Below are 25,523 nucleotides of genomic sequence, written 5' to 3'. Positions count from 1 at the left end.
CTCGGTCTTTGGTCGGAGTCCCGGCCCCGTGACGGCATCTCAGACGCACATGCTGATAGCGTTTACCTGCAAGTTAATTGCAATAAGCAGTCGGAGGGCTCGGCATGGCCATCTACACACTTCCCGAACTTCCCTACGATTACGCGGCACTCCAGCCCGTCATCGACGCGAAGATCATTGAGCTGCACCACGACAAGCACCACGCGGCGTACGTCAAGGGCGCGAACGACACCCTCGACCAGCTCGCCGAGGCCCGCGACAAGGACCAGTGGGGCGCGATCAACGGCCTGGAGAAGAGCCTGGCCTTCCACCTCTCCGGCCACATCCTGCACAGCATCTACTGGCAGAACATGACCGGTGACGGCGGCGGCGAGCCCCTCGACAAGGACGGCGTGGGCGAGCTGGCCGACGCCATCGCCGAGTCCTTCGGCTCCTTCGAGAAGTTCAAGGCCCAGCTGACCAAGGCCTCGGCCACCACCCAGGGCTCCGGCTGGGGCGTGCTGGCCTACGAGCAGGTCAGCGGCCGTCTCATCGTCGAGCAGGTCTACGACCACCAGGGCAACGTCGGTCAGGGCTCGGTCCCGATCCTGGTCTTCGACGCCTGGGAGCACGCCTTCTACCTTCAGTACAAGAACCAGAAGGTGGACTTCATCGAGGCCATGTGGCAGGTCGTCAACTGGCAGGACGTCGCCGCCCGTTACGCCGCGGCCAAGGAGCGGGGCAACACGCTCCTGCTGGTCCCGTAACACCCCGGGTGCCCGAGCGGCACCCCGCACACGGCCTGCTCGTGATCGTCTTCTCACCCTTCACGCGGCAGGCACAGGGAAGGCCCCCGCACGGTCGCATCGCGCGGGGGCCTTCCCGTCATGACCCCCATCATGCCCCCGTCCCCGCCCGCCGCCACGGCCCGGGGTCCTCACGCGTGCCCGAAAGCCTCTCCGGTGACGGTGAACTCCCTGGCGAGACCCGTCTCGTGCAGCCGGGCGAACGGGGTGAACGGAATGCCCAATTCCGACTCGCCGCGGTCGAAGTTCCAGCTCTTGTGGACGGCGAACCGGTATTCGGCGCTCGTGGAACCGTCGGCGGCCACCCGGACGGTGCCCGTCAGCCGGTACTGCACACCGCGCAGGGCCAGCCACCAGTCCGTGCCGCCCCGCCGGGGGAGCAGCACTCCACGCCAGCCGCTGTCGGCCGGGTAGGCGGCGGCCGCGCGGGGCCCGGCGCACCAGCGCTCCAGGGCTTCGTCGCGCCAGCGGGCGAGCTGGGTGTCGGCGGCGGCCCGCACCACCGGCAGGGCCAACAGCTCCGCGGCGTCCACCCGGTAGGGGGCGCCGTTGCCCCGCAGATAGTGCCGCAGGGTGCCGGCCGCCCGTGGCAGACCGAGCGCCGACCACAGCGGCGGCAGCGCGTGAAGGACGGCCCGCAGCAACAGGTCGTACCAGCGGACGGACAGCTCCGCATAAGCGGCGTTGCCCGCAGGAATACCTGCCTCCGCCCGGCCGCCGGAACGGCCGAGCGGCCGGGAGAGGTCGGTCCGGCCCATATCGGGACACTAAGGGACCTCGTCCACGGTCGCCCGTCGACGCCCGGCGCCCGGCCGGGGCACCACTCGGACGGGGACGCCGCCCGGCAGCCGAGGCCGTGCGGTCACCGCACTCAGTCGAAGACCGGCCCCTGCGTCCGGGTGCGCTTCAGCTCGTAGAAGCCGGGGGTCGAGGCGACCAGCAGCGTGCCGTCCCAGAGTCTGGCCGCCGCCTCGCCCTTGGGGGCGGGGGTGACGACCGGGCCGAAGAAGGCCACCTGGCCGCCGTCGGCGCCGGGGACGGCGATGACCGGGGTGCCGACCTCCTGACCGACCTTCTCGATGCCTTCCTTGTGCGAGACGCGCAGATCGGCGTCGAGGGCGTCGGTCTCGGCGGCGTCCGCGAGCCGGGCCGGCAGGCCCGCCTCGGCCAGGGCGGCCACGATCGTCTCGCGGTCGCGCGGCAGGCCCTCGTTGTGGAAGCGGGTGCCGAGTGCGGTGTAGAGGCGGCCGAGCACCTCGTCGCCGTACTCCTTCGCCGCCGCGATCAGGACCCGCACCGGGCCCCAGGCGCCCGTGCGCAGGTACTCGCGGAACTCCTCGGGCACCTGGTCGAGCTTGTCCTCGTTCAGCACCGCGAGGCTCATGACGTGCCAGCGCACCTCGACCGGGCGGACCTTCTCCACCTCGAGCATCCAGCGCGAGGTCATCCACGCCCAGGGGCAGATCGGGTCGAACCAGAAGTCGACGGGGGTCTTCTCCGAAACGGTCACGTGGGTCTCCTCATTCGGGCAGGTCAGTAGCTGAATCAACAACCAACCCGCGTGCCATGATTCCTGGTGTTCGACATTCGACATACGAGACATTCATCCGAGGGAGTCCCGTCGTGCCCGGTGAGAACCTGACCCGTGATGAGGCCCGTGAGCGGGCCGCACTGCTGACCGTGGACGGCTACGAGGTGGCGCTCGACCTGCGGTCCGCGGTGGGCGCGGGCCCGGAGCCCCGCACGTTCCGTTCGGTGACCACCATCCGCTTCCGCTGCGCGGAGCCGGGGGCAGCCACGTTCGCGGACCTGGTGGCGCCGTCGGTGACCGCCGTCACGCTCAACGGCACGGAGCTGGACGCCAAGGCCGTCTTCGACGGCACCCGGATCGAGCTGGCGTCGCTCGCCGCCGAGAACACGCTGGTCGTGGACGCCCAGTGCGCGTACAGCCGCACCGGCGAGGGCATGCACCGCTTCGTCGACCCCGAGGACGGCGAGGTCTACCTCTACACGCAGTACGAGCCCGCCGACGCACGCCGCGTCTTCGCGAACTTCGAGCAGCCGGACCTCAAGGCCCCCTTCACCTTCACGGTGACCGCGCCCACCGGCTGGACCGTGCTCGGCAACGGCGAGCAGGACGGGGAGCCCCGCCCGGCGACCGACGACGGCACCGACGGCACCACCTGGAGCTTCGTGCCGACGAAGCCGATCTCCACCTACATCACGGCCGTCGTCGCCGGCCCGTACCACGTCGTCCGCGACCACTACCGCCGCACGTTCGACGACGGGACGGTCCTCGACATCCCGCTGGGCGCGCTGTGCCGCAAGGGCCTCGCCAAGCACTTCGACGCCGAGGACATCTTCACCGTCACCAAGCAGGGCCTGGACTTCTTCCACGACCACTTCGACTACCCGTACCCCTTCGGGAAGTACGACCAGGCGTTCGTGCCGGAGTACAACATCGGCGCGATGGAGAACCCGGGGTGCGTGACCTTCCGGGAGGAGTTCGTCTTCCGCGGCAAGGTGACGCAGGCGTCGTACGAGCGGCGGGCCAACGTCATCCTGCACGAGATGGCACACATGTGGTTCGGCGACCTGGTCACCATGGAGTGGTGGGACGACCTGTGGCTCAAGGAGTCCTTCGCGGACTTCATGGGCGCCTTCTCGCAGGTGGAGGCGACCCGCTTCGAGAACGCCTGGATCACCTTCGCCAACCAGCGCAAGGCCTGGGCCTACCGCGCCGACCAGCTGCCCTCCACCCACCCCGTCACGGCCGACATCCGTGACCTGGAGGACGCCAAGCTCAACTTCGACGGCATCACCTACGCCAAGGGCGCCTCGGTGCTCAAGCAGCTGGTCGCCTACGCGGGCCGGGACGCCTTCCTCGAGGGTGCCCGGCGCTACTTCAAGCGCCACGCGTTCGGCAACACCCGGCTGACGGACCTGCTGCGGGTGCTGGAGGAGACCTCGGGCCGGGACATGACCGCCTGGTCCCGGTCCTGGCTCCAGACGGCCGGGGTCAACTCCCTGACGCCGCACGCCACCTACGACGCCGCCGACCGGATCACCGAGCTCTCGATCTTCCAGGAGGCCCCCGCCTCGCACCCCGAGCTGCGCCCGCACCGGGTGGCCGTGGGCCTCTACCGCCGGCAGGACATCAGTGGCGCGCTGGTGCGCTACGCCCGCGCCGAGGTGGACGTCGCGGGCCCGCGCACGGTCGTGACCGAGCTCGCCGGGGCCGAGCGGCCCGAGCTGATCCTCGTCAACGACGACGACCTCACCTACTGCAAGATCCGCTTCGACGAGGTCTCGCTCGCCACCCTGCGGGAGCACCTCGGCGACCTCACCGACCCCCTCGCCCGCGCCCTGTGCTGGTCGGCGCTGTGGAACCTCACCCGCGACGGTCTGCTGCCCGCCGGCGACTACCTGGGCCTGGTGGAGCGGTTCGCCGGGGCCGAGAGCGACATCGGCGTGCTCCAGACGCTGCAGAGCTGCGCGCGGACCGCCCTGGTGCACTACGTGGCGCCCGACCGGCGCGAGGAGGGCGGCCGGCGGCTCGCCCAGGCCGCGCTGCGCGAGCTGCGGGTCGCCGAGCCCGGCAGCGGCCACCAGCTGGCGTGGGCGCGCTTCTTCGCGCAGACCGCCGAGAGCGCGGCCGATCTGCAGCTGCTGCGCGGGCTGCTGGACGGCAACGCGAAGATCGACGGCCTGGAGGTCGACCAGGAGCTGCGCTGGGCGTTCCTGGGGACGCTCGCCGCGCACGGCGCGGCCGACGAGCGGGCCGTCACCACCGAGCTGGCCCGTGACAACACCGCCACCGGCAAGCGGCACCAGGTCCGCTGCCTGGCCTCCCGGCCCTCGGCGGAGGTCAAGGCCGAGGCGTGGGCGGCGGTCGTGGAGTCCGACGCCCTCTCCAACGCCCTCGCCGAGGCCACCATCGCGGGCTTCGACCAGCCGGGGCAGCGGGAGCTGCTGGCGCCCTACGCGGCACGCTACTTCGAGGTGATCGAGCGGGTGTGGCGGGAGCGGTCCATCGAGATCGCCATGGCCGTCGTGCGCGGACTGTTCCCGATGCTCCAGGACGACCGGCGGACGTTGGAGGCGACGGACGCCTGGCTCGCGGCGCACGAGGACGCGGCGCCCGCGCTGCGGCGGCTGGTGCTGGAGGAGCGGGACGATCTGGCGCGGGCGCTGCGGGCGCAGGACTGCGACGCGGGCACGGCACACTGAATCACCATCGGTAACGGACGCGCGACGGGCCGTAATCGGCATCGAACGCCCGTACTTTAGGGCGAAGTTGTCCTGATTTGCCGACGGGTGTGTAACAGCGGTTAGGAGGTGGGCGGACAGCGGGAATGGCCGGGGCATGAACCCCGACACCCCCCTGTCCCCCCGCCCCCTGCACCACCTCTCCGACGTCCGGCACCGCGTTTTGACGACACGTCAACTGCGCGAGCACGGCGTCCCGGGGGCCACGGTCGCCGAGCGCTGCCGGCCCGGCGGCCCCTGGCAGCAGTTGCTGCCCGGCGTCTTCCTGCTCCGCCCCGGCCCGCCGACCAGCGAGGAGCGGCTGCACGCCGGCCTGCTGTACACCCTGCCGCGCACCCAGACCGCACCGGCCCGGCCGCGGCCGGGCGACGCCGACACCGCGGCGGAGGCCGCCCCGTACGGCGAGGCCATGATCACCGGGCTGGCGGCGCTCGCCCTGCACGGCTTCACCTCCGCTCCCCCGCTGATCTCCCTCGACCACATCGACGTCCTCGTGCCGCGCACCCGGCGGCTGCGGTCGACCGGCTTCGTACGGGTGGTGCGGGCCCACACCCTGCCGCGTCCGCTCCGGCTGACGGGGGTGCCGGTCGCCCCGCCCGCCCGCGCGGTCGCCGACGCGGCGGGAAGACTGGCCGAGCCGACGACGGTGCACCGGCTGCTGACCGAGGCGGTGCGCGGCGGGCACTGCGAAGCGGGCGCGGTGGTCCGGGAGTTGACCCGCGCCCGGCTGCTGAACCGGCCCGCCGTGGTGGACGCCGTCGACACCCTGCTCGCCGAGAGCCGGGCCATCGCGGAGAGCAGACTGTACGACGTGGTGCGCGGGCACGGGCTGCCCGAGCCGCTGTGGAACGTGGACCTGCGGCTGCCCGGCGGCCCGCGGCTCGGCGGCGTGGACGCCTACTGGCCGGAGTACGGGGTGGCGCTGGAGATCGACTCCCGGACGCCGCGCCAGGACGACGACGCGCTCTGGGCGGAGCAGGCGGGCAAGCGCGAGCGCCTGGAGCGACTCGGCATCCTGATCGTGCACGTCACGCCGAAGAAGCTGCGCGAGGCCCCGGAGCAGCAGGCCGCGGTGGCCCGTACCGCCTTGATGGCGTCGGCCGACCGCGAGCCCGCCGCGTACGTCGTCGTCCTGCCGAAGTGAGGCCCGCCGTCGGCCGGCCCGGGTCCGTCAGGGCCTGGCGAGCAGGAGCTCGGTGTTCCGGTCGGTGGGGGAACCGGCGAGGGAGCCGTCCGACCCGGGGGCGTTGAAGGCCAGTTCGCGGTAGAGGGAGGCGAGTCCGGTCTGGGAGAGGTCCGTGTACTCGGTGCGGTAGGGGGCGTCCGATTCGATGAGGGTGGTGAAGAGCGAGACCGTGCCGTCCTTGTTGTCGGCGACCTCGATGACCCGCGCGAGCTGCGGGTAGTCCACGTGCGAGGCGGTGGAGACCTCCCAGAAGCTGCCGCGCGGTCGCACCCGGTTGCGGTGGCTGTGGCCGTTGATCCAGGCCAGGACGTTGGTGTGGCGCTGGAGGAGGGCGATCAGCTCGTTGCCGTCGTGCCGCTTCTCGCCGGGCCTGGCGGGGTCGGGCGTGAGGTTGTTCATGCTCCAGCTCGGGTGGTGGCTGAAGATCAGCGCGTACTCGTCCCGATGGTCCCTCAGCGTCTTCTCCAGCCAGTTCAGTTGGGCGGTGCCCAGCGATCCCTGGTAGTGCCCGCCGGGGTCCGTCGAGTCGAGGCTGATGCCGACGACCCGGTCCGAGACCCGGAAGGAGTAGTAGAGCTCGCCGGAGTCGAGGTTGGCGCGCGTGTAGCCGTGGCCGAGCGGTCCGCGCCCCTTGTGGGCGGGGTCGAGGTGGGCGGCGATGTACTCGCGGGCGGTCAGCGGCACCCGGCGCGGGTCGGCGGTGACCGTGCGCAGGTTCTTCCTGTGCTCGCGCAGCAGCGCCTTGATGCGCTCGCCCTTGGGGTCGACGCCCGCGACCTCGCCCTCCATGAGCCACTTGGCCTCGGCGGCGGAGATGGTCTGGAGCTTCTTGTTCCCGACACAGACCTCTTCGATGAAGCTGCCCTTCGCGGGGTAGCAGCCGCCGGAGAGGAGGTCGTGGTTGCCGAAGGTCGAGTACCAGGGGATCCGCAGGCCGGGGCTGTCGACGCGGCGGGTGGCGGCGCGGAGGTAGCCGGGGATGCGGGGGTAGCCGAGCTTCTTGTCGTCGTCGTTCAGGGCGCTGTCGGGGTGCCAGTACAGCTTGAGGCCGCTGTCCTGGACGCCTTCGTAGCGGCGCGGGTCGCCGGTCTGGGGGTTCATCCGGCCGCCGCTGAGGGCGGTCAGGAACCACTCCGCCTCGATCTTCGCGTTCTCGTCGCCGTTGTCGCCGGTGGTGATGACGAAGCCCAGCGGCGAGCCGGTGGCGGGCCCGCGGCGGAGCTTGTTGACGCGCTCGACCAGGGCGACGGCGCCCGGCAGGGTGAGCGCCTCGTGCGGGCGCCACGCGCCGGCGTCGCCGGCCCGGAAGAACTCGTAGCGCAGCGGGTGCTGCACGTCCGTCAGGTGGAGGTCCGTGAACTGCACGAAGGAGGCCAGTGTGGTGCGGCGGTCCTCGCGGCCGGGCCGGCCCGTGGCGAGCTCGGAGCGCACGACGCGCGGCCAGCCGGGGCCCTCGCCGAGCCGCCGGTAGCCGGTGGTGCCCCTGGGGGCGGCGACGGAGACGAGCGTGGTGCCTGCCCCGGTGGGGGCGGCCGCCGCGACCTCCTCCGTGGCGGCCGCGCTCTGTGTGGGGTCGGCCGTGGGCTGCGAGGCGGCGGCCTGGCGGCTGTCCGGCCCCAGGGCGAGTCCGAGCCCGGTTGCGGTGGCGGTGCCGACGGCGCCCGCCGCTGCGAGGAACGTGCGACGGTCGAGTCCTGCGGGTCTACGGGATCTGCGAGGCATATGCGGTCTCCCCGGTGCGAACGCGAAGGCGGGACGGGCTGCTGAGCTGCGGTCCTGTGAGTCGGCTCTGTCAGTGAGGATCGTTGGCAGCGCGAGTGACCTGGGCGTGAACGCGGCCGCAACGGCCGCCGCCGATCACCTCACATCGATCTTGGCGATTGCGAACAGACATACAGCACTCGTCCCCTGGCGCGCTGACGCTCACTCAGCGTTCACCCGCGAGGGGAACGGTCCGGCCGGTCACGGGGCCGGTGGTGTAGTCCGTTTGCCTTACACGCGCTGAGCTGCGAGAACACCCCTGACCGCTTCACGGCCTTCGGCATGCTTCATCCCGTGTGGCGCATGGCGGGTTTACGCCATCCTTACTTTCTCGCCCCGACAACTCTCCCCAAACCCCCGTCACTTCCATAAAAGTGATCGCTCATCCGGCTCCGATTTCCGGACGCCTCCTTCCAGGTCCTGCCAGGTCCTGCACGTCCTCCTATGTCCTTCTACGTCGTCACCTAGGGATATTCATGACCCCCGATCCCCAGAACGCCCCCGTCGGCGGCGCGAGACGCGCGGCGCGAATAGCCGTCGCGGCCTCCGTCGTGGCCGCGCTCACCGCCGCGGGCGCCGTGCCCGCCTTCGCCGACGACCCCCGCCCCGCCCCGGGCCCGGTCAAGTCGTCCTCGGACAAGCTCGGTTCGCACGACGCGAAGCTGCTCGCCGACGCCAAGGCCGACGGCGACAAGACCGTCACCATGATGATCGCGACGGCCCCCGGCCGGACCGATCAGATCAAGGACAAGCTCGGCGCCATCAAGGGCGCCTCGGTCGGCCAGTCCTACGACAAGCTCGGCTACGTCCGGGCCACCGTCCCGACCGGCAAGGCCGACGCCGCCATCGACGAGGCGAAGAAGCTCGCCTCCGTGCACGGCATCGACCTCCAGCAGGAGATCAAGCTGCCCGACCCGACGCCGCGCGCCGACACCGTCAAGGGCGAGCGCACCGCGAAGGTCAAGAGCTACCCCGGCCCGGACAGGAAGACCCCGGCCAAGAACCCGTACCAGCCGTCCTTCGAGACCGGTGCCGTCGACTTCGTCGAGGACCACCCGAAGGCCGACGGCCGCGGCGTGACCATCGGCATCCTCGACTCCGGTGTCGACCTCGGCCACCCCGCGCTGCAGAGGACCACCACCGGCGAGCGCAAGATCGTCGACTGGGTCACCGCCACCGACCCGCTCGCGGACGCCGACGGCACCTGGCTGGCGATGACGAACTCCGTCTCCGGGCCGAGCTTCTCCTTCAACGGCCGCAACTACACCGTGCCCGCCGGTTCCTACGACGTCAGCCTCTTCCGGGAGAGCGTGACCACCGGCGGCGACATGAAGGGCGACCTCAACCGGGACGGCGACACCACCGACTCCTGGGCGGTCCTGTACGACAAGGCCAAGGGCACCGTCCGCGTCGACCTCGACGACAACGGCGACTTCGGCAACGACGCCGAGATGAAGCCGTACAAGGACGGGTACCAGATCGGCTACTTCGGGACCGACAACCCCGACACCCCGATCGCCGAGCGCATCCCCTTCGTCGTGCAGATCCGCAAGGACGTGTCGATGACGCCGAAGGGCGGCGACTGGGTCGGCAAGAAGGCCGACTTCGTCAACATCGGCGTCATCGAGTCCGAGCACGGCACCCACGTCGCGGGCATCACCGCCGCCAACGGCCTGTTCGGCGGGAAGATGAACGGCGCGGCCCCGGGCGCGAAGCTCGTCTCCTCGCGCGCCTGCACCTGGTCCGGCGGCTGCACCAACGTGGCGCTCACGGAGGGCATGCTCGACCTCGTCGTCAACCGCGGCGTCGACATCGTCAACATGTCGATCGGCGGGCTGCCCGCGCTGAACGACGGCAACAACGCCCGCTCCGAGCTGTACACCCGGCTCATCGACGAGTACGGCGTCCAGCTCGTCATCTCGGCGGGCAACAGCGGCCCCGGCACCAACACCATCGGCGACCCCGGCCTGGCCGACAAGGTCATCAGCGTCGGCGCGTCCGTGTCGAAGGAGACCTGGGCGGCCAACTACGGCTCCGAGGTCCAGGCCAAGTACGCGATGATGCCGTTCTCCTCGCGCGGCCCGCGTGAGGACGGCGGCTTCACCCCGACGATCTCCGCCCCGGGTGCCTCGATCAACACGACTCCCACCTGGGAGCCGGGCGCGCCCGTCGCCGAGTCCGGCTACCAGCTCCCGCCGGGCTACGGCATGCTGCAGGGCACCTCGATGGCCTCCCCGCAGGCCGCCGGTGCCTCGGCGCTGCTGATCTCGGCCGCCAAGCAGAAGAAGATGAAGCTCACCCCGGCCGATCTGCGCACGGCGCTCACCAGCACCGCGAAGAAGATCAAGGGCTTCCAGCCGCACGAGCAGGGTGCGGGCCTCATGCAGATCGAGGACGCCTGGGACGCGCTGCGCGCGGGCGCCACCGCCCACGCCTACACGGTCAAGGCCCCGGTCACAACGGCCCTGTCCGGCGCGCTCAAGACCCCGGGCTTCGGCACCGGCGTCTACGACCGCGAGGGCGGCCTCAAGGCGGGCGAGAGCAAGACGTACGACGTCGTCGTCACCCGCACCACCGGCCCCGACCGTGCCCTCTGGCACGAGCTGGGCTGGGAGAACAACGACGGCACGTTCAAGATCGTCGGCGACGACGAGGTCAAGCTGCCGCTGAACGAGCCGGTCACCGTCAAGGTGCGCGCCAAGGCCAAGACGGCCGGCATCCACAGCGCGATCCTCACCGTCGACGACGGCCGCACCGAGGGCGTCGACAAGCAGATCCTGTCGACCGTCGTCGTCGCGCAGCCGCTCGCGCAGCCGTCGTACGTGGTCAAGGCGTCCGGCACGGCCACGCGTAACGCCTCCACCTCGTACTTCGTGAACGTGCCGAAGGGCGCCAAGTCGCTCGAGGTCTCGCTCGGCGGCCTGGCCACGGGCAGCCAGACCCGGTTCATCGCCATCAGCCCCTACGGCGTCCCGGCCGACCCGACCTCCACGGTCAACTGCTACCCGAACTACCCGAACCCGGCCAACACCTGCCGCCCCGAGCTGCGGACGTACGCCAACCCGATGCCGGGTGTCTGGGAGATCGAGGTCGAGTCCCGCCGCACCTCCCCGCTCCTGGCGAACCCGTACGCGCTGACGGCCTCCGTGCTGGGCGTCACCTTCGACCCGGCCACGCAGACCGTGCCCGAGGCGAAGATCGGCAACCCCACCGCCGTGTCGTGGAAGGCCACCAACGGCTTCGCCGCGCTCGACGGCAAGCTCAAGGGCGGCCAGCTCGGCTCCTCGAAGATCGACCGGCCGTCGATCAAGAAGGGGGAGAAGCGGACCACCAAGGTCACCCTCGGCGAGGGCGTCTCCCGCTTCGACGCCACCATCGGCGGCGCCTCGGACGCCAAGGCGGACCTGGACCTGGCCGTCTTCAAGGACGGCAAGCCCGTCGGCGCCTCCACCAGCGGCGGCTCGGACGAGCTGGTCAGCCTGAACAAGCCCGCCGCGGGCGAGTACACCGTCGAGGTCACCGGCTACGAGGTGCCCACGGGCAGCACGCAGTACGACTACCGCGATGTGTACTTCGCCCCCTCGCTGGGCGAGATCAAGGTCGACCCGGCCTCGGTCGTCAAGCTCGACGCGGGCACGTCCGCCCAGGTCACGGCCCAGGTCGTGGTCGCGGGAGCGGCCCCGGAAGGGCGCACCTTCTTCGGTGACGTCCAGCTGGTCAACGCGGCCGGAACGGCTGCGGGCAGCGGCAGCGTGAAGATCGAGAAGGTCGTGTCGTAACCCTCGCGGAACGGCACACGGGGCGGGCGCCGCACGGGCGCCCGCCCCGTCTTCGTGATCCCGGTCACCGAAGGGCCGGGGCCTGCGGCAATGGATTGGACTTTTGGTGCGGGTAGCACCACATGATGGAACTGTTGAGCCAGGTAACACCGTCTTTCGCGTACAGACGTACTGAACGTATGAGGTAGGGAGCGCCCGTGAGGATCGGAATCGTCGGAGCCACCGGTCAGGTCGGCGGAGTCATGCGCAAGATCCTCGACGAGCGGGACTTCCCGGTCACCGAGCTGCGTCTGTTCGCCTCGGCCCGCTCCGCCGGGTCCACGCTGCCGTGGCGGGGCACCGAGATCACCGTCGAGGACGCGTCCACCGCCGACTACTCCGGCCTGGACATCGTGCTCTTCTCGGCCGGCGGCGCCACCTCCCGCGCGCTCGCGGAGAAGGTCGCCGCGGCCGGTGCCGTAGTGATCGACAACTCCTCCGCCTGGCGGCTGGACCCCGAGGTGCCGCTGGTCGTCTCCGAGGTCAACCCGCACGCGATCGCGAACCGCCCCAAGGGCATCATCGCCAACCCCAACTGCACCACCATGGCCGCCATGCCGGTGCTGCGTCCGCTGCACGACGAGGCCGGGCTGACCGCCATGGTCGCCACCACCTACCAGGCCGTCTCCGGCTCGGGCGTGGCCGGCGTCGCCGAGCTGCACACCCAGGTCTGCCAGGTCGCCGAGGCCGCCGACCAGCTCGCCTTCGACGGCGACGCCGTGACGTTCCCCGAGCCCGGTGTCTACAAGCGCCCCATCGCCTTCAACGTGCTGCCGCTGGCCGGCTCGATCGTCGACGACGGCAGCTTCGAGACGGACGAGGAGCAGAAGCTCCGCAACGAGTCCCGCAAGATCATGGAGATCCCGGGCCTCAAGGTCTCCGGCACCTGCGTCCGCGTCCCGGTCTTCTCCGGTCACTCGCTCCAGATCAACGCCCGCTTCGAGCGTCCGCTGAGCGTCGAGCGCGCCCAGCAGCTGCTGAAGGACGCGCCCGGCGTCGCCCTCTCCGAGATCCCGACCCCGCTCCAGGCGGCCGGCGGGGACGTCAGCTACGTGGGCCGGATCCGCGTCGACGAGACCGTCGAGAACGGCCTCGCGCTGTTCCTCTCCAACGACAACCTCCGCAAGGGCGCGGCGCTCAACGCCGTGCAGATCGCGGAGCTGGTGGCGGCGGAACTCAACGGCTGACGCCCGGGGCTCCGCCGGACGGGCTGGTGGTGGCTGAGCTCAGCCACCACCAGCCCGTCCGGCGTTTGAGGACGCGCCCGCAGGGCGCTCGCCGCCCGCAGGCGGCACGGGTGGCCCGCAGGCGAATTAACACGGGCGTCCGCCCCCGTCCGCGTGGAAGGATGGGCGGAAAGTCGCGATGTTAAGGAGATGCCCAGGTGCCTGGAACGAATCTGACCCGCGAAGAGGCGCGGCGGCGGGCGAGCCTGCTCACCGTCGACTCGTACGAGATCGACCTCGACCTCTCCGGCGCGCAGGAGGGCGGCACCTACCGGTCGAAGACCACGGTCCGCTTCGACGCGGCCGAAGCGGGCGCGGAGTCGTTCATCGATCTGGTGGCCCCCGCCGTGCACGAGGTGGTGCTGAACGGCACCGCGCTCGACGCCGCCGAGGTGTTCGCCGACAGCCGGATCGCCCTGCCGGGCCTGCTCGCCGGGCGCAACGAGCTCACGGTCGTCGCGGACTGCGCGTACACCAACACCGGTGAGGGACTGCACCGGTTCGTCGACCCGGTCGACCAGCAGGCCTATCTCTACACGCAGTTCGAGGTGCCGGACGCGCGCCGCGTGTTCGCCTCCTTCGAGCAGCCGGACCTCAAGGCCACCTTCCAGTTCACGGTGAAGGCCCCCGAGGGCTGGACGGTCATCTCGAACTCGCCGACCCCCGAGCCCGCCGACGACGTCTGGCGCTTCGAGCCGACGCCGCGGATCTCCAGCTACATCACCGCGCTGATCGTCGGCCCGTACCACAGCGTGCACAGCTCGTACGAGAAGGACGGGCGCAGCGTCCCGCTCGGCATCTACTGCCGTCCCTCGCTCGCCGAGTTCCTCGACGCGGACGCCATCTTCGAGGTCACGCGGCAGGGCTTCGAGTGGTTCGAGGAGAAGTTCGACTACGCGTACCCCTTCGCCAAGTACGACCAGCTGTTCGTGCCGGAGTTCAACGCGGGCGCGATGGAGAACGCGGGCGCGGTCACCATCCGCGACCAGTACGTCTTCCGCTCGAAGGTGACGGACGCGGCGTACGAGGTGCGTGCGGAGACGATCCTGCACGAGCTCGCCCACATGTGGTTCGGCGACCTGGTCACCATGGAGTGGTGGAACGACCTCTGGCTGAACGAGTCGTTCGCCACGTACACCTCCATCGCCTGCCAGGCGGCGGCGCCGGGCTCGAAGTGGCCGCACTCGTGGACCACGTTCGCCAACTCCATGAAGACGTGGGCGTACCGGCAGGACCAGCTGCCGTCCACCCACCCGATCATGGCGGACATCCGCGACCTGGACGACGTCCTGGTCAACTTCGACGGCATCACCTACGCCAAGGGCGCCTCCGTGCTCAAGCAGTTGGTGGCGTACGTGGGTCAGGACGAGTTCTTCCGGGGCGTGCAGGCGTACTTCAAGGCGCACGCCTTCGGCAACACCCGGCTGTCCGACCTGCTGGGCGCGCTGGAGGAGACCTCCGGGCGTGACCTCAAGACCTGGTCGAAGGCGTGGCTGGAGACGGCCGGGATCAACATCCTGCGCCCGGAGATCACCACGGACGCCGACGGCGTCATCACCTCCTTCGCCGTCAAGCAGGAGGCCCCGGCGCTGCCCGTCGGCGCCAAGGGCGAGCCAACGCTCCGCCCGCACCGCATCGCGATCGGCCTGTACGAGCACGAGGACGGCAAGCTGGTCCGCAAGGACCGGATCGAGCTGGACGTCGACGGCGAGCTGACGCCCGTCGAGGCGCTGGTGGGCCGGGCCCGCCCGGCCGTCGTGCTGCTCAACGACGACGACCTGAGCTACGCGAAGGTGCGGCTGGACGCCGAGTCGCTGGCGACCGTCACCGCGCACCTGGGCGACTTCACCGAGTCCCTGCCGCGCGCCCTGTGCTGGGCCTCCGCGTGGGACATGACGCGCGACGGCGAGCTGGCCACCCGCGACTACCTCTCGCTGGTGCTGTCCGGCGTCACCAAGGAGTCGGACATCGGCGTGGTGCAGTCGCTGCAGCGCCAGGCGAAGCTCGCCCTGGACCTGTACGCGGCCCCCGACTGGCGCGAGACGGGTCTGGCGCGGTGGACCGAGGCGACGCTCGCGCAGCTGCGCGCCGCCGAGGGCGGCAGCGACCACCAGCTGGCGTGGGCCCGCGCGTTCGCCGCCACGGCCCGCACCGGTGACCAGCTCGACCTGCTCCAGGGGCTGCTGGACGGCACGGAGGTGATCGAGGGCCTCGCCGTCGACACCGAGCTGCGCTGGGCGCTGCTGGAGCGTCTCGCCGCCACCGGCCGCGCCGACGAGAAGGCGATCGCGGCGGAGCTGGAGCGCGACAAGACCTCGGCGGGCGAGCGGCACGCCGCGTCGGCGCGCGCCGCGCGTCCGACGGCCGAGGCGAAGGCCGAGGCGTGGGCCGCGGTCGTGGAGTCCGACAAGCTGCCCAACGCGGTGCAGGAAGCGGTCATCGGCGGCTTCGTCCAGACCGACCAGCGCGAGCTGCTCGCCCCCTACAGCGAGAAGTACTTCGCGGTGGTCAAGGACATCTGGGAGAGCCGCAGCCACGAGATCGCGCAGCAGATCGCGGTCGGCCTCTACCCGTCCCTGCTGGTGTCGCAGGAGACGCTGGACGCGACGGACGCGTGGCTGGCCTCAGCCGAGCCGAACGCGGCCCTGCGCCGGCTGGTCACCGAGTCCCGCGCGGGTGTCGAGCGGGCGCTGAAGGCCCGGGCGGCGGACGCCGCGGCGGCCTGACGCCCATAGGCGACGACAGAAACGGGGGCGCCCCGGGCCACTGCGGCCCGGGGCGCCCCCGGCGTTTCTGCGGTGGTGCCTACTTGCCCAGCGGGGCCCCCGTGCCCGGAGTGAGCGGGGCCGGTATCGGGGCCGTGGCCAGGGACTGCGGGGACGTGGGGTTGGCGAGCACCGACGGGGCCGCCACGGCGGCGCTCGGGTCGCTGCCGGCCTCGTCCTCCGCCTCCCAGGGCGCGGTGCCGACGATGCGGATGCCCGCCTCGTCCAGGGCCTGCTTGATGCGCCAGCGCAGCTCCCGCTCGACGCCGAGCGCCTTGCCCGGCATGGTCTTGGCCGAGACGCGGACGACCATGGAATTGAGATAGACCGCGTCCAGGCCGAGGACCTCGACCGGCTCCCAGAGCCGCTCGTTCCAGGGCTCGGCCTTCGCCATCTCCTCACCGGCCGCGATGACGACCGAGCGGACCCGGTCCAGGTTCTCGGTGGCCCGGACCTGGACGTCGACGCCCGCGGTGGCCCAGCCCTGGCTGAGGTTGCCGATGCGCTTGACCTCGCCGTTGCGCACGTACCAGATCTCGCCGTTCCCCCCGCGCAGCTTGGTGACGCGCAGGCCGACCTCGATGACCGTGCCGGTGGCGACACCGGCGTCCACCTCGTCACCGACGCCGTACTGGTCCTCCAGGATCATGAAGACGCCGGAGAGGAAGTCGGTGACGAGATTGCGGGCGCCGAAACCGATGGCCACGCCCGCCACACCGGCGCTGGCCAGCAGCGGAGCCAGATTGATCTTCAGTACGGACAGCACCGTCAGGGCCGCCGTTCCCATGATCAGGAACGAGGCGACGCTGCGCAGCACCGAGCCGATGGCCTCCGAGCGCTGTCGGCGGCGCTCGGCGTTGACGAGGAGGCTGCCGAGTGCCGTGCCGTCGACGGCCTCGGCGCTGCGGTTCATGCGCGCTATCAGCTTGGTGATCGCCCGGCGGATCAGATGCCTCATGGCCACGGCGATCACGATGATCAGGATGATGCGCAGGCCATTGCTGAGCCAGATGGACCAGTTCTCCTCGACCCAGCCGGCGGCGTCGTTCGCCGTCCTCTGCGCCTCGTCCAGGGACGAGGGCGGCGGGGTGGTCGGTGAGTCTGCGCCCAGAGCAGCGGACCAGAACACAGCAGGGAACCCTTCGTGTGGGACACGCCCGCGCCGAGAAGCGGAACGGGCGGACTCACCACACTAACGGGGCAGACGTCGTGTTCCGTTGCTGTGTTCGAGATGGAACAGGTCTTGGGCGGGGGATGAACGCGGTGTGCTCGAAAACACCTGTGGCCCGTTACCCGGTGATGGTGGCGCTCCGAGCGGGGGTCAGGGGACACTTGCAGGAGATCGTCCCGGCGCGAGCCACGCGCCGCCGGCGTACAAGGAGGCACCCGTGCCGCATGTCCTGGTCCTCAATGCGTCGTACGAGCCGCTCGGCGTCGTACCGCTCCGCCGCGCGCTCATACTCGTCCTCAATGAGAAGGCCATCAGCCTCGAGGACTCCGGCGCCTTTATGCACAGCGCGACCTGCACCATCCCCGCACCCAGCGTCGTCCGGCTGAAGCGCTTCGTGCGGGTGCCCTTTCGGGGGCCCGTTCCGCTCACCCGCCGTGCCCTGTTCGCCCGTGACGGCGGCCGATGCGCGTACTGCGGTGGCGTCGCAACCAGCGTCGATCACGTCGTTCCGCGCAGCCGCGGCGGCCAGCACGCCTGGGAGAACGTGGTGGCGGCGTGCCGCCGCTGCAACCACGTCAAGGCAGACCGGCACGTCGGGGAGCTGGGCTGGCGGCTGCGGCACCAACCGGCCCCGCCGTCGGGGCTGGCGTGGCGCATCATCGGCACCGGCCACAGGGATCCACGCTGGCTGCCTTACCTGGAGGCATACGGCGCCCAGGACGCGATGGCCCGGATCGACGGCATTTCCGCCTGAGTCGACCGGGCCGTCGTCGTCCAGGCGTACGTCGGCGTTCCGGGGCTCCGCCCCGAGGGCGCGTACGCGGCGACGGCCCGGTCTCAGCGCTTGTCCCCCGCCTCCTCGGCGGCCTCACCCGACCGGCCCGGCCGTTCCTGTACGGCGTACGCCTCGACCTCCCACAGGGAGTAGCCGAACCGGGTGGCCCGCTTCTCGCCCTGCACGCGGACGAAGCGCGCGCCCGGCGCGTCCATGTGGACGCTCTCCACACCGCCCTTGCCGTCGGCCACCACCGCCGCGTCCCGCCAGGTGCGCCCGTCGGGCGAGACCTGCACGCGGTAGCGGGCGGGGTGCGCCTCCTGCCAGTGCAGGACCAGCCTGCCGAGCCGGGCCGGGCGGGCCAGCTCCAGCTGCCACCAGGCGTCGTCGGAGGCCGGCGAGGACCAGCGGGTCCCGGGATCGCCGTCGAGGGCCGCCGAGGCCGGGAAACGGCCCGTCTCCTCGCCCGAGGCGCTCGCCCGGGCACCGTGTGCCAGGTTCGGACCGCCGGTCGGCGGATAGGCCCGGACGGTCAGGGTCCGCTCCTGGTCGCCCAGGCGGACGGGCACCGTGAAGGTGCGGGCGGCGGACCCGGCGGGCACCGACAGCTCGATCCGGGCCGTGGTGACGCCGCCGCGCGGCGAGGTGATCTCCGCCGGCGCCCGGACGGTGACCCCGGGGGGTGCGAGGACGGTGAGCTTCTCGCGGACCGTCCCCGGCCGCCGGGCGATCATCCGTGCGTCGACCACGGCCGGGCGGCCGCCGATCTCGGCCTCGGCGTCCTTGCGGGTGAGCTCGAAGTCGGCCGAGGGGTCGTCGGCGAACCACGGGGTGACCTCGTGGACGGCCGGCGCCGTGCTGCCCGCGGCCCAGACCAGGCGCAGCGCGTCGGCCCGCACGCCCTTGCCGGGTGCCTGCGTCCAGCCGCCCTCGGACACGGTGGCGAGCGGCTGCCAGCCGCGGTCGGGGTCGTGTGCCTCGACGGTGCCGCGGACCCCGGGGGCGGGGGCGGTGAGCACGGTGACGGCGGTCAGCAGGCGGGGGCGCGGCAGCCGCACGGTCAGGGTCTCGCCGGGGGCGGACGGGGTGCTCGTCGTCGGGTCGCCGTCGGTGGCCGGGCCGGTGGTGCGCAGCGGCCGGTCGATGCCGGTCCAGCCGTTGGCCCGGGCCAGCGCCTGCTCCAGGAACGGGGACAGGACGCCCTTGCCGACCGTGACCCGGCTGTCCTGGATCCGCTCGCGCAGCCGCTGGACCTCCAGCTGGGCCCGCCAGGCCGTCGTGCCGTCGCCGCGCGCGTGGGCGGTGAGCATGTCCACGGCCTTCTCGCCCGCCTCGCCGTGCCGTGCCAGCTGCTCGAGCCAGGGCCGCACCTCGGCATCGAGGCCGCCGAGGGAGCCCGAGAGGCGCTGCCGGGCGTCGCGCATGGCCCGGAAGGCGGTGCGCAGCCGGTCCGCGGCCTCCGTCAGCCGTCCGGTGTCCGTGGTGGACAGGGCCGCCCAGAAGGCGTCCAGCAGGGGGCGCAGATACGTGGACTCCTCGCCGCCCAGGACGGACGAGCGGTCGTTTCCGGCGAGCGCGGTGAGGGCCTCGCGGGTGGCGGGGTCGTGGCCGGCGAGGTCGTCGACGGCCGCGCGCCAGGACTCCTCGGGGCGGTACTGGCGCGGGTTCCAGGCGTAGTCGGCGGTGGTGAACAGCGGGATGCGGGAGGCGACCGGCTGGGCGGAGGCGTTGGCGAGCAGGGCGGCGGAGCCGACGGCGACGGCCGGCTCGCGGCCGGTGTAGGGGCCGAGGAAGATACGGTCCTGCGCGTAGTCGTTGACCGGGTAGTTGTCCATCGTGACCAGCGGGTGGCCGAAGGCCGCCCGGGCGTCGGCCAGTTCACCGCCGGTGATGGTCTTGGGGACCACCCCGACGCCCGTCCACGCCACCTCCACGCGCGGGTCGAGGGCCTCGGCGAGCGCGCGCCGGAAGGCCGTCCGCCCGTCCTGGTAGTACTCGGTGGGCAGCAGCGACAGGGGGGCCGCCTCGGGGCCCTTGGCCGCCAGGTGCCGGGCGAGGGCGCCCGCGACCTTGGCCTGCGCGGCGGCCGCCGCCTTGGGCCCGGAGCCGAAGGCGTCGGCGTCCGCGTCGCAGTGCCACTCGCTGTAGCTCACGTCCTGGAACTGGAGCTGGAAGGCGCGCACCCCCAACGCCCACATCGCGTCGACCTTGCGGCCGAGCGCCCGCAGGTCGGAGGCGGAGGAGAAGCACATCGCCTGCCCCGGCGAGATCGCCCAGCCGAGCGTCACGTGGTTGCGGCGGGCCCGCTCGGCCAGGGCCCGGAACTCGGCGCGCTGGTCGGCGGGGTAGGCGTCGCGCCAGCGGGCCTGGCGGTAGGGGTCGTCGCCGGGGGCGTAGAGATAGCGGTTCTGCTTGGTGCGGCCCATGAAGTCGAGCTGGTCCAGGCGCTGCTGCCGTGACCAGGGCCGGCCGTAGAAGCCCTCGGTCAGCCCGCGCACGGCCGTGCCCGGCCAGTCGCGCACCACGACGCCGGCGAAGGCCTTACCGCCGTCGCGCTCCACCGCCAGCTGGCGCAGCGTCTGCGCCGCGTGGAACAGCCCGTCCGGCCCCTGCCCCGCGAGCGCGACCGTCGGCCGCCCGTCCAACTGCCCGGTGGCGAGGCGGTAGCCGCCGGTCGGCAGGTCGTCGACGGCGGGGGCACCGAGGGCCCGCAGGGCGTCCTCGGCCGGCTGCCCGCCCGCGTAGACGATCAGCCCGCGCGGCGGCGGGGTGCCGCCGGCGCCGGCGTCCACGACGGTACGGGCGCCGAGGCCGCGCAGCGTCTCGCGGAGCGCCTCGAGCGCGTAGGGGTCGGCGCCGGAGTCGGCCATGACGGTGACCTCGTCGCCGATCCGCGCGTACGACCCCTGCGCGCTCAGCGACTGGGGGCGCGGCCAGACCGAGGGCGCGGCGTCGGCGCTCTCCCGGTCGGCGGGGCCCGCGGTGGTGGTGGCGCCGCCGGTGCGCGGGTCGGCGACGGCGCCGGGCGCGCCACCGAGCAGTCCGCCGAGGAGGGCCGCGGCCAGCACGGTGGCTCCGGCCTTGCGGGGGCGGGCGACGAAGGGGTCACCCAGGCGGCCGAGACGGCCGGTGCCGACGGCACGCAGGGAGCGGCCCTTTTGTCGCTGCTCGTGCCGCTCTGCCGGTTGCTCCGTCTGTCGCTCTCCGCCGTGGCTGTCGTACGAGGGTTCGGTACCCGGGAACCGCACGGCTTTCTCCTCGCCCCAAGGTGCACGCTCGTGGGCAGTGAGCCCATCACCAGGCGCGATGCGTGTCAACGCACGTGACCGAAGTGCCGGTATTGCCCGGCGAGTCGATGAGGGAACGGAAAACGAAGCCCATGAAAGCACCGCTAAATCGACATAGAGGAACGTAATGTGACCCGGGACACGTTCCTTGGTCCGGTACGTCTGCGACCGCCCCGAGTGGGTAGTGCAGACGTGACCCACTGCCGTCACCCCGGGAGGCCCCCGTGGCCGCGTCCGCCCAGCTCCTGCTGTCCGCCCTGTCCAAACCGGTGCCGTCCCCGTGTGCGTGCGCGCACGACGACGCGTACCTCCCGGAGTTCGACGGCCCGGTCCCGGCCGGCTCCGGCTCCGGCGCCCCGGCCGAGCCCCCGCTGACCAGCGAGCCGCCGCTCGCCGATGCCACCCCCCTCACCAGCGAGCCCCCGCTGGCCACCGAACTGCCGCTCACCAGCGAACCGACGGCCACGGTCCACGGACCGGCCTTCGGCACGGAGTCCTCGGAGGTCTGAATGGGCCGAGCGCGGCTCGCCGAACTGCACGGTGTCGCCACCTCCTACGAGCCCGCGCCCGGCCAGGGTTGCCAGGTGCCCGAGGACACCGTCGTCGCGGTCCTCGCCGCGCTGGGCGTCGACGCCTCCACCCCTCGTGCCGTCCGGGACGCCCTGGACGCCCACGCCACGACCGAGCGCCGCCGGCTGCTGCCCCGGGCGGTGGTCCTGCGGGCGGCGGCGGACGGCACGCCGCGCGCCCACGGTCCGGCGCTGCCCGCGCTGCCGGAGGGCACGGCCCTGCGGGTCGACACCGAGGACGGGCGGGGGCTCGCGTGGGACGGGGCGGGGCTCTTCGGCGGGGCCGGCGGCGGGTGCCTCGCGGAGGCCCTGCCGCTCGGCAGCCACCTGCTGCGTGCCCACGCCCCCGACGGCCGGAGTGCCTGTGTGCCCCTGATCGTCGCCCCCGAGCGGCTGCCCGCGCCGCCCGAGCGCGCCCACGGCTTCCTCGTGCAGCTCTATTCGCTGCTGTCCGCCCGCTCCTGGGGCATGGGCGACCTCGGTGACCTCGCCGAGCTCGCCGCCTGGTCGGGCCGGGCCTTCGCATCGGACTTCGTGCAGGTCAACCCGCTGCACGCGGCCGTACCCGGCGCGCCCACCGACCCCTCGCCGTACCGCCCCTCCTCCCGCCGCTTCCCCGATCCGGTCTATCTGCGCATCGAGGACATCGCCGAGTTCGCCTACCTCGGCGGTCCGGCGCGCGAGCGCGCCGATCTGCTTCTCGGCCGGGCCGCCGCGCTGCGTGAGGGCGTGCTGCGGCGCGATGCGCTGATCGACCGGGACGCGGTGTGGGCTGCCAAGCGCCAGGCGCTGGAGCTGGTGCGGGCCGTGCCGCTGAGCCCCGGCCGCCGCGCCGCGTACTGCGACTTCCTCGCCGAGCAGGGCCAGGCCCTCGACGACCACTCCACGTGGTGCGCGCTCGCCGAGGTGCACGGCCCGGACTGGCGGACCTGGCCCGGCGCCCTCAAGGACCCCCGCTCGGCCCGTACGGCCCGCACCCGCGGCGAGCTCCTCGACCGCGTCGACTTCCACTGCTGGCTCGCCTGGCTCACCGACCAGCAACTGTCCGCCGCCCAGCGGGCCGCCCGCGAGGCGGGCATGCGCGTCGGCCTCGTCCACGACCTGGCCGTCGGGGTGCACCCGTCGGGCGCGGACGCCTGGGCGCAGCAGCACGCCTTCGCCGCCGGCATGTCGGTCGGCGCTCCCCCGGACGCGTTCAGCCCGCACGGCCAGGACTGGGGGCTGCCGCCCTGGCGGCCCGATGCCCTGGCGGCCACGGGGTACGCGCCGTACCGCGATCTGCTGCGCGCGCTGATGCGCCACGCGGGCGCGCTGCGCATCGACCATGTGATGGGCCTGTTCCGGCTCTGGTGGGTGCCGGAGGGGCGCGAGCCGACGCGGGGGACGTACGTGCGCTACGACGCGGAGGCGATGCTCGGCGTCCTCGCGCTGGAGGCGGACCGCGCGGGCGCGACCGTCATAGGGGAGGACCTGGGCACGGTCGAGCCGGGTGTGCGGGAGTCGCTGGCCGAGCGGGGGGTGCTGGGGACGTCGGTGCTGTGGTTCGAGCGGGACTACGACGGTGCGGGCGGCCGCGCGGAGCCGCTGGAGCCCGAGCGCTGGCGCGCCGACTGCCTGGCCACGGCCACCACCCACGACCTGCCGAGCACGGCCGCCCGCCTCACCGGCGACCATGTGGAGCTGCGCCACCGGCTCGGCCTGCTGGCCCGTCCGCTCGGCGTGGAGCAGCGGGAGGACGCGACGGCGATCGCGGAGTGGATGGCGCTCTTCGGCCGTCTGGGCCTGCTCCCGGAGGGCCCGGGCGACGAGGTGGCCGCGGTCAAGGCCGTCCACCGCTTCCTGCTGCGCACCCCCGCCCGGATGATCGGCGTCTGGCTCCCGGACGCGGTCGGCGACCGGCGTCCGCAGAACCTGCCGGGCACGTGGGACCAGTACCCGAACTGGCGGCTCCCCATCGCCGACGCGACCGGCCGGCCGGTCTCCCTGGAGGACCTGGCGGCCTCGCCGCGCCTGCACGCCCTGATGGACGAGCTGCGTACCGCGCCGAGCGGTGGCAGCTGGGGAAAGACCTGGGGCGGGGCGTGGGGGGAATGGCCCGCTACGGGCTCGAACGGCCCGGTCGGCCACCCATAGGCGACCCCGGGCGCGCGGGGCTCACGCGGGTCCGATACGTTGAGCCCGTGAGCAACAAGGTCAACAAGAACGCCATGCGCGCCGGCGCCATCTCCGCCGGCACTGTGCTGATGCTGCTGATGTCGTCCCCCGCGTTCGCGCTCACCCGCGACGACGGTGACGACCCGGGTCCGGGCATGAGCGTGATCAACACGCTCGGCCTCTACGTCGCCGCGCCGATCGTCGCCTTCCTGGCCATCGCGGGCCTCTGCATGGTCGCGGCCAGGCACTCGGACAACCCCCACACGCACGACACCCACCACCCGCGCACTTCGCGGTAACGGCTGTCCCACCCTTTTTCCCGAGTTCTCCTGAGCTCTGCCGCCCGGCATCCCCGGTCCTTCACGGACGGGGGCGCCGGGCTTTTCGTCGTACCCGGGCAACGGCCCACAAGACCGACGGGGGAATCCTCCGGGCCCTCGCGCCCCTCCCCGGCGCACCCGTCAAGGTGCTGCGCGCCGGCAACTCCCCCGATTCGACCGCCGCTTCCTCGATCTGACGGTTGGACAGCTCCGGCTCGCCCTTGAGTCGTCGCCGCATCGGTTCACGCGCCCCACCGCGCCCCGGGCCCACCCGGCGGCGGCTTCCGGAACACCCTCGCCCCCGCACGCCCGGTGACGGCGAACGCACGCACCGTCCCCCCGGAAGGGTGGCCCTTGCCGTTTACCGTGCACTTAACCTACGGTGTCGTAACCTACGGATCCGTAAGTAAGATCGTCCCCGCATCAGGAGCTGTCTGTGACCATCGCCCCCCTCCGCCACCATTCCCGGGCCGTGTGGAGCGACAGCCGCCTGCTGTACGCACTCGAAGAGGTCGTCGAGACCGAGCTGAACCGCCACCTCAAGGTCGCCAAGGAATGGATGCCGCACGAGTACGTGCCGTGGAGCGACGGGCGGAACTTCGACGGGGTCATGGGCGGCGAGGCCTGGGCGCCCGAGCAGTCGAAGGTGACGGACATCGGGCGGACCGCCCTCATCGTCAACCTGCTGACCGAGGACAACCTCCCCAGTTACCACCACGAGATCGCGTCGCTCTTCGGCCGCGACGGCGCCTGGGGGACCTGGGTGCACCGCTGGACCGCCGAGGAGGGCCGGCACGGCATCGTGATGCGGGACTACCTGCTCACCTCGCGCGCCGTGGACCCGGTCGCGCTGGAGCGGTTCCGCATGCAGCACATGTCGGAGGGGTTCGAGTCCGACAACCGGCACAGCATGCTGCACTCGGTCGCGTACGTCGCGTTCCAGGAGCTGGCCACCCGCATCTCGCACCGGAACACCGGCCACCACTCCGGCGACCCGGTCTGTGACCGCATGCTCTCCCGGATCGCCACCGACGAGAACCTGCACATGGTCTTCTACCGCAACCTGCTGGGCAAGGCCTTCGAGCTGGCGCCCGACCAGACGATGAGCGCCGTGCGGGACGTCGTGGTCGACTTCCGGATGCCGGGCCACGGCATCCCCGGCTTCGAGCGGGCCGCCGCGCAGATGGCCATCGGCGGGATCTACAACCTGCGCATCCACCACGACGACGTGCTGCAGCCGGTGCTGCGCTTCCTGAAGGTCCTGGAGATCACCGGGCTCGGCCCGGACGGTCTGCGCGCCCAGGAGGAGCTGGGGCTGTACATGGGCGGCCTCGACGACCAGGCGACGAAGTTCGACGAGCGCCGCGAGGCACTGCTCGCCCGCCGCCGGGCCCGGGCCGAGCAGGCCTGAGCCGCACCGCCGTACACGGGAGGCCG

16 protein-coding genes are annotated in these 25,523 nt (G+C 72.2%); 11 read left to right on the top strand and 5 right to left on the bottom strand.

Annotated features, from left to right (window positions below):
- Window positions 1-104 precede the first annotated feature (104 nt).
- Window positions 105-746, top strand: coding sequence for a superoxide dismutase (locus tag FHS38_RS01230; protein WP_184729767.1), 642 nt, complete (start codon window positions 105-107; stop codon window positions 744-746).
- 170 nt (window positions 747-916) lie between these two features.
- Here the strand turns inward: FHS38_RS01230 and FHS38_RS01225 are convergent, their stop codons facing one another.
- Together FHS38_RS01225 and FHS38_RS01220 are read right to left on the bottom strand one after the other, a co-directional pair.
- Window positions 917-1,543, bottom strand: coding sequence for a hypothetical protein (locus FHS38_RS01225; RefSeq protein ID WP_184729765.1), 627 nt, complete (start codon window positions 1,541-1,543; stop codon window positions 917-919).
- A 113-nt stretch (window positions 1,544-1,656) separates the two neighbouring features.
- Entirely contained in the window at window positions 1,657-2,295 is a 639-nt protein-coding gene (locus FHS38_RS01220; RefSeq protein ID WP_229821897.1) for a DsbA family oxidoreductase, read from the bottom strand.
- A 113-nt stretch (window positions 2,296-2,408) separates the two neighbouring features.
- On the opposite strand from FHS38_RS01220, the gene pepN (FHS38_RS01215) reads away from it, so the two are divergent.
- Window positions 2,409-5,015 (top strand): aminopeptidase N, encoded by a 2,607-nt coding sequence (pepN, locus tag FHS38_RS01215; RefSeq protein ID WP_184729761.1) that lies wholly within the window; start codon window positions 2,409-2,411, stop codon window positions 5,013-5,015.
- 136 nt (window positions 5,016-5,151) lie between these two features.
- Window positions 5,152-6,198: a hypothetical protein gene (locus tag FHS38_RS01210; RefSeq protein WP_184729759.1), complete on the top strand. Its 1,047-nt coding sequence runs from the start codon at window positions 5,152-5,154 to the stop codon at window positions 6,196-6,198.
- Between the two features lie 27 nt (window positions 6,199-6,225).
- Here FHS38_RS01210 and FHS38_RS01205 read toward each other — a convergent pair whose 3' ends face one another.
- On the bottom strand, window positions 6,226-7,962 hold the full coding sequence (locus FHS38_RS01205; RefSeq protein ID WP_184729757.1) for a TIGR03767 family metallophosphoesterase: 1,737 nt from the start codon (window positions 7,960-7,962) through the stop codon (window positions 6,226-6,228).
- Window positions 7,963-8,477: 515 nt separating this feature from the next.
- Between FHS38_RS01205 and FHS38_RS01200 the strand changes: the two genes are divergently transcribed.
- The 3 genes from FHS38_RS01200 to pepN (FHS38_RS01190) all read left to right on the top strand — a co-directional run bounded on the left by FHS38_RS01200 (window position 8,478) and on the right by pepN (FHS38_RS01190) (window position 15,771).
- A complete protein-coding gene (locus tag FHS38_RS01200) occupies window positions 8,478-11,780 on the top strand; it encodes a S8 family serine peptidase (RefSeq protein ID WP_184729755.1) in 3,303 nt (1,100 codons plus the stop codon).
- 197 nt (window positions 11,781-11,977) lie between these two features.
- Window positions 11,978-13,006: an aspartate-semialdehyde dehydrogenase gene (locus FHS38_RS01195; protein WP_184729753.1), complete on the top strand. Its 1,029-nt coding sequence runs from the start codon at window positions 11,978-11,980 to the stop codon at window positions 13,004-13,006.
- Between the two features lie 197 nt (window positions 13,007-13,203).
- A complete protein-coding gene (pepN, locus tag FHS38_RS01190; protein ID WP_184729751.1) occupies window positions 13,204-15,771 on the top strand; it encodes an aminopeptidase N in 2,568 nt (855 codons plus the stop codon).
- 79 nt (window positions 15,772-15,850) lie between these two features.
- Here the strand turns inward: pepN (FHS38_RS01190) and FHS38_RS01185 are convergent, their stop codons facing one another.
- Window positions 15,851-16,939 carry a mechanosensitive ion channel family protein gene (locus FHS38_RS01185; RefSeq protein WP_184729749.1) on the bottom strand — a complete coding sequence of 363 codons (1,089 nt, stop codon included), beginning with the start codon at window positions 16,937-16,939 and terminating at the stop codon, window positions 15,851-15,853.
- Window positions 16,940-17,198: 259 nt separating this feature from the next.
- On the opposite strand from FHS38_RS01185, the gene FHS38_RS01180 reads away from it, so the two are divergent.
- Window positions 17,199-17,735, top strand: coding sequence for an HNH endonuclease (locus FHS38_RS01180; protein WP_184729747.1), 537 nt, complete (start codon window positions 17,199-17,201; stop codon window positions 17,733-17,735).
- 83 nt (window positions 17,736-17,818) lie between these two features.
- On the opposite strand, the gene FHS38_RS01175 is transcribed toward FHS38_RS01180, so the two are convergent.
- Window positions 17,819-21,004, bottom strand: coding sequence for a glycoside hydrolase family 84 protein (locus FHS38_RS01175; protein WP_373301755.1), 3,186 nt, complete (start codon window positions 21,002-21,004; stop codon window positions 17,819-17,821).
- A gap of 263 nt (window positions 21,005-21,267) precedes the next feature.
- Here FHS38_RS01175 and FHS38_RS01170 point away from each other — a divergent pair, with 263 nt between their 5' ends.
- The 4 genes from FHS38_RS01170 to FHS38_RS01155 all read left to right on the top strand — a co-directional run bounded on the left by FHS38_RS01170 (window position 21,268) and on the right by FHS38_RS01155 (window position 25,497).
- On the top strand, window positions 21,268-21,552 hold the full coding sequence (locus FHS38_RS01170; RefSeq protein ID WP_184729745.1) for a hypothetical protein: 285 nt from the start codon (window positions 21,268-21,270) through the stop codon (window positions 21,550-21,552).
- Window positions 21,553-23,745, top strand: coding sequence for a 4-alpha-glucanotransferase (gene malQ, locus FHS38_RS01165; RefSeq protein WP_184729743.1), 2,193 nt, complete (start codon window positions 21,553-21,555; stop codon window positions 23,743-23,745). It abuts the gene before it with no gap.
- Between the two features lie 47 nt (window positions 23,746-23,792).
- The gene (locus FHS38_RS01160) at window positions 23,793-24,065 is read left to right on the top strand and encodes a hypothetical protein (RefSeq protein ID WP_184729741.1); all 273 of its coding nucleotides are present in this window, start codon (window positions 23,793-23,795) and stop codon (window positions 24,063-24,065) included.
- A 457-nt stretch (window positions 24,066-24,522) separates the two neighbouring features.
- On the top strand, window positions 24,523-25,497 hold the full coding sequence (locus tag FHS38_RS01155) for an acyl-ACP desaturase (protein WP_184729739.1): 975 nt from the start codon (window positions 24,523-24,525) through the stop codon (window positions 25,495-25,497).
- Window positions 25,498-25,523: the final 26 nt, after the last annotated feature.

The organism is Streptomyces netropsis (genome assembly GCF_014203545.1).
Taxonomy (GTDB): Bacteria; Actinomycetota; Actinomycetes; order Streptomycetales; family Streptomycetaceae; genus Streptomyces; species Streptomyces netropsis.
The sequence above is the reverse complement of the archived record's forward strand: the minus strand, read 5'-3'. Positions and strand labels throughout refer to the sequence as shown.